Here is a 10,868-nt window from a genome sequence, read left to right as displayed (position 1 = left end):
ATGTAATACGCGGCGACCCGGGCCGCAGCGTCGCAGAAACGTTTCCTTAGCTCGGCCGGCTCCAGTACCTCCGCCTCCGGACCTAGGGAGAGGAACTGGCTGTACGCGACGTCGTACGACTCGACCGGCAGCGTGAGCGTCACCCGGCCCTCGCCGTCTGGCGGGCCGGCTGCGTCCAGGGCCTCCTGGGCCGAGAGCGGATCCACGGTGTGTCTGAGCCGCCGCGCACCCGCCTCCGTGAGGCGCACCACGACGGTCGCCCGCAGGAGCGAACGGGCGAACTGCTCGGCCTGGTCGGCCCAGAAGCCGGGCAGGTCGAAGGACTCGTCGCGCTCGAAGCGGTCGCCCGCGGGCTCGGCGGAGGTGAACCGTTCGATGCGGTAGACCCGGAAGGGGCCGGGCCCCTGGTCCGGTGCGTGCTCCGCCCCGACGACCCTGGCGCACACGTACCAGACACCGGCCTTGAGGACGAGGCCGTACGGCTCCAGCTCGCGCTCCAGGTCCGTCTCCTCGCGCCGGTAGCGCGCGGTGATCCGGCGGTCGTCCCAGACGGCCTCCGCGATCGCGGGCAGCAGCTCGGGGGTCCTCGGCTCGGCGAACCACGCGGGGGCGTCCAGATGGAAACGCTGGGCCGCGGTACGGGAGGCGTCCCTGAGGGACGGCAGGAGGGCGGCGGACACCTTCAGGAGGGCGGCGGAGGAGGCGTCCTCCAGGCCCATCTCCCGCAGGGCGCCCGGAACGCCGGAGAGGAACAGGGCCTCCGCCTCGCTGCGGGCGAGGCCAGTCAGCCGGGTCCGGTAGCCGCCGACCAGGCGGTATCCGCCGGTGCGGCCACGGTCGGCGTACACCGGGACGCCCGCCTCCGACAGCGCTTGCGCGTCCCGCGTGATCGTCCGCTCGGACACCTCCAGTTCGCGCGCCAGCTCGGCGGCGGTCATGGAGGGCCGGGACTGCAGGAGCAGCACCATCTTGATGAGCCGGGCAGCGCGCATGCCCCCCATGATGCCGGTGGCTCCGCCGGTGCGGTGACTGGGGTGGGTACGCGTTCGCCTGCGGCGGGCCGGGGGGTGGGGGTGCAGGGTCGGGTGCGACCTCGTCGTGGCTGGCCGCGCAGTTCCCCGCGCCCCTGGATCGGCCGGGGCCGGTGGGCGGGTGCGGCGGCGTCGTGGTTGCCCGCGCAGTTCCCCGCGCCCCTGAAAAGCGGGGCTGCGCCCCTGCCTTTCGTCTTTAGGGGCGCGGGGAACTGCGCGACCAGCCACACGCGACCCGCACCCGACGACCGGCAACCCCACCCCACCCTCCCGCAGGCCGTGAAACGGCCGCGGGAGGGTGGGGGAGGAACTACAGGCCGTACCTCGCGCGGGCTTCCTTCACCGCGGATGCGGGGACCTCGCCGCGCCGCGCGAGCTGCGCCAGAGCAGCCACCACGATCGACTGCGCGTCGACGCCGAAGTGGCGACGGGCCGCAGCCCGGGTGTCGGACAACCCGAACCCGTCCGCGCCCAGCGACGAGTAGTCCTGCTCGACCCACTGCGCGATCTGGTCCGGCACCTGCCGCATGTAGTCGGAGACGGCCAGTACCGGCCCCTCCGCCCCCTGCAGCGCCTGCCGAAGGAACGGCACCCGGTCCTCGCCGCGCAGCAGCGCCGCGTCGGCCTCCAGCGCGTCGCGCCGCAGCTCGGTCCAGGACGTGGCGGACCAGACGTCCGCGGCCACGCCCCACTCCTCGGCGAGCAGCTTCTGCGCCTCCAGGACCCAGTGGATCGCCGTGCCGGAGCCCAGCAGCTGGATCCGCGCGGCGTTGGCGGCGTTCACCTGGACACCCGCCGACTCCGCCGTGTTGAAGCGGTAGAGCCCCTTGACGATGCCCTCGTCGATGCCGGTGGCGGCGGGCTTCGCGGGCTGCGGGATCGGCTCGTTGTAGACGGTGAGGTAGTAGAAGACGTTCTGGTCCTCACCGGGGGCGGCCTCGCCGTACATCCGGCGCAGCCCGTCCTTGACGATCGTCGCGACCTCGTACGCGAACGCCGGGTCGTACGACAGCGCCGCCGGGTTCGTCGCGGCGATCACCGGCGAGTGCCCGTCCGCGTGCTGCAGGCCCTCGCCCGTCAGCGTCGTACGGCCGGCCGTGGCGCCGACGAGGAAGCCGCGGCCCAGCTGGTCGCCGAGCTGCCACATCTGGTCGGCCGTGCGCTGCCAGCCGAACATCGAGTAGAAGATGTAGAACGGGATCATCTGCTCGCCGTGCGTGCTGTACGCGGTCGACGCGGCGATGAAGTCCGCCATGGAACCGGCCTCGGTGATCCCCTCGTTGAGGATCTGGCCGTCCTTGGCCTCCTTGTAGTACATCAGCTGGTCACGGTCGACCGGCTCGTACGTCTGGCCCTTGGGGGAGTAGATCCCGAGCGACGGGAAGAGGCTCTCCATGCCGAAGGTGCGCGCCTCGTCGGGGACGATCGGCACCCAGCGCTTCCCGGACGTCTTGTCGCGGACGAGGTCCTTGACCAGGCGTACGAAGGCCATGGTCGTCGCGACGTTCTGCGAGCCGGAGCCCTTGTCGAAGGCCGCGAACGCCTTGTCGGCGGGCGCGGGGAGGGGCGCCAGCGGCTGCGTACGACGGGCCGGGGCCGGGCCGCCGAGGGCCGCGCGGCGCTCCTGGAGGTAACGGACCTCGGGGGAGTCGGCGCCGGGGTGGCCGTAGGGGACCACGCCGTCGACGAAGTCGCTGTCCCTGATCGGCAGCTCCAGCAGGTCACGCATCTGCTTGAACTCGTCCGTCGACAGCTTCTTCATCTGGTGGTTGGCGTTCTTCGACGCGAAGCCCGAGCCGAGGGTGTGGCCCTTGACCGTCTGGGCCAGGATGACCGTCGGAGCGCCCTTGTGCTCGACGGCGGCCTTGTACGCCGCGTACACCTTGCGCGCCTCGTGACCACCGCGGGAGAGGTGGAAACACTCCAGGATCTTGTCGTCGCTCAGCAGCTTCGCCAGCTCGACGAGCGCCGGGTCCGAGCCGAAGAAGTCCTGGCGGATGTAGGCGGCGTCGCGGGTCTGGTACGTCTGCACCTGCGCGTCGGGGACCTGGCGCAGGCGGCGGACGAGGGCGCCGGTGGTGTCGAGCCGGAACAGCTCGTCCCAGGCGTTGCCCCACAGCGACTTGATGACGTTCCAGCCGGCGCCGCGGAACTGGGCCTCCAGCTCCTGCACGATCTTGAAATTCGCGCGGACCGGACCGTCGAGGCGCTGCAGGTTGCAGTTGATGACGAAGGTCAGGTTGTCCAGACCCTCGCGGGAAGCCAGCGCGAGTGCCGCCGTCGACTCGGGCTCGTCCATCTCGCCGTCACCGAGGAACGCCCACACGTGGGACGCCGAGACGTCCTTGATGCTGCGGTTGGTGAGATAGCGGTTGAAGCGCGCCTGGTAGATCGCGGAGAGCGGGCCGAGGCCCATCGACACCGTCGGGAACTCCCACAGCCAGGGCAGGCGCCGCGGGTGCGGGTACGACGGGAGGCCGTTGCCGCCCGCCTCCTGACGGAAGTTGTCGAGGTGCGCCTCGGTCAGGCGGCCGTCGAGGAAGGCGCGGGCGTAGATGCCGGGGGAGGCGTGGCCCTGGATGTAGAGCTGGTCGCCGGACCCGTCGGCCTCCTTGCCCTTGAAGAAGTGGTTGAAGCCGGTCTCGTAGAGCCAGGCCGCGGAGGCGAAGGTGGCGATGTGGCCGCCGACGCCGTGTTTCGCGCCGCGGGTCACCATCGCGGCCGCGTTCCAGCGGTTCCACGCGGTGATCCGGCGCTCCATCTCCTCGTCGCCGTCCACGGTGGGTTCGGCGGCGGTCGGGATGGTGTTGACGTAGTCGGTCTCAAGCAGCTTGGGCAGCGCGAGTCCGTTGCCCTCGGCGCGCTCCAGCGTGCGGCGCATCAGGTACGCGGCACGGTGCGGCCCGGCCGCCTCGGTGACGGCGTCGAGGGAGGCCTGCCATTCGGCGGTCTCCTCGGGGTCGCGGTCCGGGAGCTGGTCGAGCTCGCTCGGCTGGATAGCGGTGGGGTCGGTCATAGCGCCGCCTTCCGGATGCGGAGGGGGTTCCCTCGTCGGCAAGGGGTGTGTCGGGGGGATTGCCCTTGGTCTTTGGCAGGACAGGGCGGCGGGCTCTGGTGGGAGCCCGCCGATGACTGTAACTCGCTGATCGATGATCGATCAAAGGGTTGAGGGGCAAAACCTCTTGATCACGAGAAAGTAGGCACGCGGTGCCTTCGCCGTGGGCACGGGGTGCCTTGTTTTCGCAGGTGAGGCGGGCTGTCGGCGCTCCGCGGGGGTACGTATGAGCGGGGCCGCGCTCCCCTGGTCGCGATCACGGTTGCGATCGGTTCCGCGGTCACGAGGCGGGTTCGTCGCCCGTCCTGGGGGCGCACCCCAGCACATGCGCCTTCACCAGCTCGGCGATCATGGGGTCCCGGCGCCGGAACGCCTCCACCAGAGCCTCGTGCTCCTCCGCGTACGACTGCTGGACCGTGCCGAGCCAGCGGATCGACAGGGCCGTGAAGACCTCGATGCCCAGGCCTTCCCAGGTGTGCAGCAGCACGCTGTTGCCCGCGGCGCGCACCAGCTCGCGGTGGAAGGCCACCGTGTGGCGGACCTGGCCCGTGCCGTCCGCCTTGCGGTCGGCCTCGTACAGGGCGGCCACGTGGGGCTCCAGGGTCGAGCAGTCGGCCGCGAGGCGCTCCGCGGCCAGCTCGGCGGCGATGGCCTCCAGGCCGGCCCGGACGGGGTAGCTCTCCTCCAGGTCGGCGGCGGTCAGATTGCGTACGCGTACGCCCTTGTTCGGGGCCGACTCGATCAGCCGCAGGGACTCCAGCTCGCGCAGGGCCTCCCGTACGGGGGTCTGGCTGACCTCAAGCTCCGTGGCGATCCGGCGCTCCACGATCCGCTCGCCCGGCTTCCAGCGACCGCTGACGATCCCCTCCACGATGTGCTCGCGGATCTGCTCGCGGAGCGAGTGGACGACGGGCGCGGTCATGGGGGCTCCTTCGTTTTGACCTTTAGACAATAAGGCCACGACGCGCCGCGGGCTTTGGCCGGGCGCGTGCGGGGTGGGGCTGCGGGCCTGTTCTTCGGCCGCGGGCCAGTGGGGGCTGGCCGCGCAGTTCCCCGCGCCCCTTCAGGGCGGGGCTGCGCCCCGGCGGGTTGTACGTCGGCCGCGGGTCCGGTGGGGGCCGTTCGCGCAGTTCCCCGCGCCCCTGAAAGACGGGGCTGCGCCCCAGCCCTACACGACCGGCACCCGCAGACTTTCAGGGGCGCGAGGAACTGCGCGGCCAGCCACACACGACCCGCAGCCGTGGAACCGGCCCGTTTTTAGGGGCGCGGGGAACTGCGCGAACGGCCCCCGTCGGCCCGCAGGTGAAGGACCGGCCCGATTTCCGGCGCGCGGGCAACGCGAAAGGTGCCCCCGTCCGGTGGACCGGACAGGGGCACCTCGTCGTGCGTTGCTGCGGTGGCGGCGGAGCCTACAGGCCGAGCTCGACCTCGAACTCGCCCGCCTCGAGGATCGCCTTGACCGCGGTCAGGTAACGGGCGGCATCCGCGCCGTCCACCAGCCGGTGGTCGTAGGACAGCGTCAGGTACGTCATGTCACGCACACCGATCACCGTACCCTCGTCCGTCTCGATGACGGCCGGCCGCTTGACCGTCGCACCGATCCCCAGGATCGCGACCTGGTTCGGCGGCACGATGATCGTGTCGAACAGCGCACCACGCGACCCGGTGTTGCTGATCGTGAAGGTCGCACCGGACAGCTCGTCCGGAGTGATCTTGTTCGCCCGGACCTTGCCCGCCAGTTCGGCGGTGGCCTTGGCGATACCGGCGATGTTGAGATCCCCCGCGTGCTTGATGACCGGAGTCATCAGGCCCTTCTCGGAGTCCACCGCGATACCGACGTTCTCGGTGTCGAAGTAGGTGATCGTGCCCTCGTCGACGTTGATCCGGGCGTTGACGGCCGGGTGGGCCTTCAGCGCCTGGGCCGCCGCCTTCACGAAGAACGGCATCGGGGAGAGCTTGACGCCCTCACGCGCCGCGAAGGAGTCCTTCGCCTGCGCGCGGAGCTTCATCAGCCGGGTGATGTCGACCTCGACGACCGAGGACAGCTGGGCCTGCTCGTGCAGGGCCTTCACCATGTTGTCGCCGATGACCTTGCGGATGCGGGGCATCTTCACGGTCTGGCCGCGCAGCGGAGAGGCCTCCAGCGTCGGCGTCTTCTTGCCGGCGCTCGGCGCGGCCGGGGCGGCGGCCGGAGCCGGAGCGGCGGCAGCGGCCTTCGCGGCCTCGGCGGCGGCGATGACGTCCTGCTTGCGGATCCGCCCGCCGACGCCGGTGCCCTTGACGGTGGACAGGTCGACGCTGTTCTCGGCGGCGAGCTTGCGCACCAGCGGGGTCACGTACGCGCCGTCGTCACCGGAGGTCGCGGCGGGCGCCGCGGCCGGGGTGACGGGAGCGGGAGCCGGTACCGGCGCGGCCGGAGCCGGGGCGGGAGCCGGAGCCGTCTGCTGCTGCGGTGCGGGAGCCGGGGGCGCCTGCGGAGCCGGAGCGGCGGGAGCTGCCGGAGCGGCGGGAGCTGCCGGAGCCGCGGGGGCTGCCGGAGCCGGTGCCGGGGCGGGGGCAGCGGCGGCGGGCGCCGGTGCCGGGGCGGCCGGAGCGGGCGCCGCGGCCGGAGCCGCGCCGGGAGCACCGATGACGGCCAGCTTCGCGCCGACCTCGGCGGTCTCGTCCTCGCCGACCACGATTTCGAGCAGCACACCGGAGGTGGGCGCCGGAATCTCGGTGTCGACCTTGTCCGTGGAGACCTCGAGCAGCGGCTCGTCGGCCTCGACCGACTCCCCGACCTCCTTGAGCCAGCGGGTGACGGTGCCCTCGGTGACCGACTCGCCCAGTGCCGGAAGCACCACGTCGGTGCCCTCGGCGCTGCCGCCGCCGGAGGCGGCCTCGGCGGTCGGGGCCGGCGCCGGAGCGGCGGCCTCGGCGGACGGAGTGGCCTGCGGGGCCGGCTCCGGAGCCGCGGCGGGCTCGGGAGCGGGGGCCGCCTCGGGCTCGGCGGCCGGGGCGGACTCGGCGGCGGGGGCGCCCGAGCCGTCGTCGATGACGGCCAGCTCGGCGCCTACCTCGACGGTCTCGTCCTCGGCGACCTTGATGGAGGCGAGCACACCGGCGGCAGGGGAGGGGATCTCGGTGTCGACCTTGTCGGTCGACACTTCGAGCAGCGGCTCGTCGGCCTCGACGCGCTCGCCCTCGGCCTTCAGCCAGCGGGTGACAGTGCCCTCGGTGACGCTCTCGCCGAGCGCCGGAAGGGTTACGGAAACCGCCATGGTTTCGGTTGCTCCTTACGAATTGCGGAAGTCTGTGTCGTCGCGTCGTGAGTTGACCGAGGGTCGGTCAGTCGTGCGAGTGCAGCGGCTTGCCCGCCAGGGCGAGGTGAGCCTCGCCCATGGCCTCGTTCTGCGTCGGGTGCGCGTGGATGAGCTGCGCCACCTCGGCGGGCAGCGCCTCCCAGTTGTAGATCAGCTGGGCTTCGCCCACCTGCTCGCCCATGCGGTCGCCGACCATGTGGACGCCGACCACGGCACCGTCCTTGACCTGGACGAGCTTGATCTCGCCCGCGGTCTTGAGGATCTTGCTCTTGCCGTTGCCCGCCAGGTTGTACTTCAGAGCGACGACCTTGTCCGCACCGTAGATCTCCTTGGCCTTGGCCTCGGTGATGCCCACGGAGGCGACCTCCGGGTGGCAGTACGTCACCCGGGGCACGCCGTCGTAGTCGATCGGGACGGTCTTGAGACCGGCCAGACGCTCCGCCACCAGGATGCCCTCGGCGAAGCCGACGTGCGCGAGCTGGAGCGTCGGGACGAGGTCACCCACGGCCGAGATGGTCGGCACGTTGGTGCGCATGTACTCGTCGACCAGGACGTAACCGCGGTCCGTCGCGACGCCCTGCTCCTCGTAACCGAGACCGGCGGAGACCGGGCCGCGGCCGATGGCGACCAGGAGGATCTCCGCCTCGAAGGTCTTGCCGTCGGCGAGGGTCACGCGGACGCCGTCCTGCGTGTACTCGGCCTTGTCGAAGAACGTGCCGAGGTTGAACTTGATGCCGCGCTTGCGGAACGCGCGCTCAAGAAGCTTGGAGCTGTTCTCGTCCTCGACCGGGACGAGGTGCTTGAGGCCCTCGATCACGGTGACGTCGGTGCCGAAGGACTTCCACGCCGAGGCGAACTCGACGCCGATGACACCGCCGCCCAGCACGATCGCGGACTGCGGTACGCGGTCCAGCGTCAGCGCGTGGTCGGAGGAGATGATGCGATTGCCGTCGATGTCCAGGCCCGGCAGCGACTTCGGCACGGAGCCGGTCGCCAGGAGCACGTGACGGCCCTCCACACGGCGCCCGCCGACGTCCACGGAGGTGGCGGACGACAGACGTCCCTCACCCTCGATGTACGTCACCTTGCGGGAGGCCACGAGGCCCTGCAGGCCCTTGTACAGGCCGCTGATCACGTCGTCCTTGTACTTGTGGACGGCGGCGATGTCGATGCCCTCGAAGGTGGCCTTGACACCGAACTGCTCGCTCTCGCGTGCCTGGTCGGCGATCTCGCCGGCATGCAGCAGGGCCTTGGTGGGAATGCAGCCGTTGTGCAGGCAGGTGCCGCCGAGCTTGTTCTTCTCGATCAGGGCGACGTCCAGGCCCAACTGCGCTCCGCGCAGGGCCGCGGCGTAGCCGCCGCTACCACCGCCGAGGATCACTAGGTCGAAAACGGTGCTGGCGTCGTTCGCCACGTCACGTCCTCCATGCATGTGCGCCGGCGCCGGTCTTCAGTGACCGGGCGGCGGCTGGTGTGGCCGCTCTTTCTTCGGCCCTGAGGTGGGCCCTGTCCTGCCGAGAACCCATCTTCGCACTTGTCGCCGCCGCCCGGGACGCCGGGCCGGGCTGTAGGACGTCTGATCGATCACACGGGAGGCCCCGCGCCCCGTCGGGGCACGGGGAACTGCGCGACCGGCCCGCACTCGCCGCGGAAGGGGTGCGGGCCCGATCGACGGGCGGGCGTCAGCCCAGATCGCCGGCGGCCGTCAGCTCGGCCAGCCGTACCAACGTACGCACGGCGGACCCCGTACCACCCTTGGGCGTGTACCCGAACGGCCCCTGCTCGTTGAACGCGGGCCCGGCGATGTCGAGGTGCGCCCACGTGATGCCCTCGCCCACGAACTCCTTCAGGAAGAGCCCGGCCACCAGACCGCCGCCGTAGCGCTCGCCCATGTTGGCGATGTCGGCGGTCGGGGAGTCCATCCCCTTCTTCAGGTGGTCCGGCAGCGGCATCGGCCACGCGGGCTCGCCGACCTCCTCGGCGGCCTCGTGCACCGCGGAGCGGAACGCGTCGTCGTTCGCCATGATCCCGAACGTACGGTTGCCGAGCGCCAGCATCATCGCGCCGGTCAGCGTCGCCACGTCGACGATTGCGTCGGGCTTCTCCTCGGACGCCTTGGCGAGCGCGTCGGCGAGCACGAGCCGGCCCTCGGCGTCGGTGTTGAGCACCTCGACGGTCTTGCCGCTGTACATGCGCAGCACGTCGCCCGGACGGGTGGCGGAGCCGGAGGGCATGTTCTCGGCCAGCGCGAGCCAGCCGGTCACGTTGACCTCGAGGTTCAGCCGCGCGGCGGCGACCACGGCCGCGAAGACCGCCGCCGCACCGCTCATGTCGCACTTCATCGTCTCGTTGTGCCCGGCGGGCTTGAGCGAGATGCCGCCCGAGTCGTACGTGATGCCCTTGCCGATGAAGGCGAGGTGCTTCTTCGCCTTGGACGAGGTGTACGAGAGCTTCACCAGCCGGGGCGCGGACGCGGAACCGGCGCCGACGCCGAGGATGCCGCCGTACCCGCCCTTGGCGAGCGCCTTCTCGTCGAGCACCTGCACCTTGATGCCGTGCTCCTTGGCCGCGGCCTGCGCGACAGCGGCGAAGGCCTCCGGGTTCAGGTCGTTCGGCGGGGTGTTGATGAGGTCGCGGGCGCGGTTCAGCTCCTCGGACACGGCCGTGGCGCGCTCGACGGCCGCCTTGAACGCCTTGTCGCGGGCCTTGCCGCCCAGCAGCGTGGCCTCGGCGAGCGGGGCCTTGCCGTTCTTGGAGCCGTTCCCGTCCTTGGCGGCCTCCTTGTACGTGTCGAAGGAGTACGAGCCCAGCAGCACTCCCTCGCCGATGGCGCCCGCGTCGGCGGCGTCCGAGACCGGCAGGGCGAACGCGGCCTTCTTGGTACCGGCCAGGGCGCGGGCGGCGACACCGGCGGCGCGGCGCAGCGTCTCCGCGGAGAAGGAGCCGTCCTTCTCCGGGAGGGCACCGAGGCCGACCGCCACGACGAGCGGTGCCTTGAAGCCGGAAGGCGCCGGCAGCTTCGTCACCTCGCCCTCGCCGCCCGAGGCGCCGAGGGTCTCCAGAACGCCGGCGAGCCTGCCGTCGTACGCCTTGTCCACGGCTTCGGCGCCCGGTGCGACCACCAGGTCCCCGGACTTGGACCCGGTGACCTTGGCGACACCGACGACGATCGCGTCGGTGCGCAGACCGGGCGCCGCGGCGGTGCTGAGAGTGAGAGCAGTCACGGTGGTGAAATCTCGCTTCCGTTGAGTTGCTGTGGCCGGCGGGGGTGTGGTCGGCCAGGGGGTTGGAGTCCCGCCCCCGAGCCTACGCGCGGTCCCGACGTTCGCTCCTACCAGAGTCCGTCCCTGGGGGCTGCCGCCCCCACACCCCCGCAATCGCGCTGCCGCGCTCGTCCTCAAACGCCGGACGGGCTGAAGAGTCGCGGACGGTCCGCACACAGAAAGCCCCAAACGCCGGTGAGGAGCGGGGGTTCCGGGG

6 protein-coding genes are annotated in these 10,868 nt (G+C 71.4%); all 6 read right to left on the bottom strand.

What is annotated here, in order from left to right; genetic code table 11:
• A partial coding sequence (locus ACFVH5_RS41720) for a helix-turn-helix transcriptional regulator (protein WP_385838899.1) occupies positions 1-992 on the bottom strand: 992 nt, incomplete at its 3' end.
• Between the two features lie 349 nt (positions 993-1,341).
• Positions 1,342-4,047: a pyruvate dehydrogenase (acetyl-transferring), homodimeric type gene (gene aceE / locus ACFVH5_RS41715; protein WP_385838897.1), complete on the bottom strand. Its 2,706-nt coding sequence runs from the start codon at positions 4,045-4,047 to the stop codon at positions 1,342-1,344.
• Positions 4,048-4,366: 319 nt separating this feature from the next.
• A complete protein-coding gene (locus ACFVH5_RS41710) occupies positions 4,367-5,008 on the bottom strand; it encodes a GntR family transcriptional regulator (protein WP_385838896.1) in 642 nt (213 codons plus the stop codon).
• Positions 5,009-5,495: 487 nt separating this feature from the next.
• Entirely contained in the window at positions 5,496-7,346 is a 1,851-nt protein-coding gene (sucB, locus tag ACFVH5_RS41705; protein WP_385838895.1) for a 2-oxoglutarate dehydrogenase, E2 component, dihydrolipoamide succinyltransferase, read from the bottom strand.
• A gap of 67 nt (positions 7,347-7,413) precedes the next feature.
• On the bottom strand, positions 7,414-8,802 hold the full coding sequence (lpdA, locus tag ACFVH5_RS41700) for a dihydrolipoyl dehydrogenase (RefSeq protein WP_107018272.1): 1,389 nt from the start codon (positions 8,800-8,802) through the stop codon (positions 7,414-7,416).
• Between the two features lie 268 nt (positions 8,803-9,070).
• Positions 9,071-10,612 (bottom strand): leucyl aminopeptidase, encoded by a 1,542-nt coding sequence (locus ACFVH5_RS41695; protein WP_384811469.1) that lies wholly within the window; start codon positions 10,610-10,612, stop codon positions 9,071-9,073.
• Positions 10,613-10,868: the final 256 nt, after the last annotated feature.

This window comes from Streptomyces sp. NPDC127119 (genome assembly GCF_042677425.1).
GTDB lineage: Bacteria > Actinomycetota > Actinomycetes > Streptomycetales > Streptomycetaceae > Streptomyces.
Note: the sequence above shows the minus strand (reverse complement) of the source record. Positions and strands in the feature narration are given on the sequence as shown.

Bases quoted from the DNA above. Each gene is read 5' to 3' on its own strand.
- aceE (WP_385838897.1), bottom strand. From the start codon at position 4,047: ATGACCGACCCCACCGCTATCCAGCCGAGCGAGCTCGACCAGCTCCCG.
- ACFVH5_RS41710 (WP_385838896.1), bottom strand. From the start codon at position 5,008: ATGACCGCGCCCGTCGTCCACTCGCTCCGCGAGCAGATCCGCGAGCAC.
- sucB (WP_385838895.1), bottom strand. From the start codon at position 7,346: ATGGCGGTTTCCGTAACCCTTCCGGCGCTCGGCGAGAGCGTCACCGAG.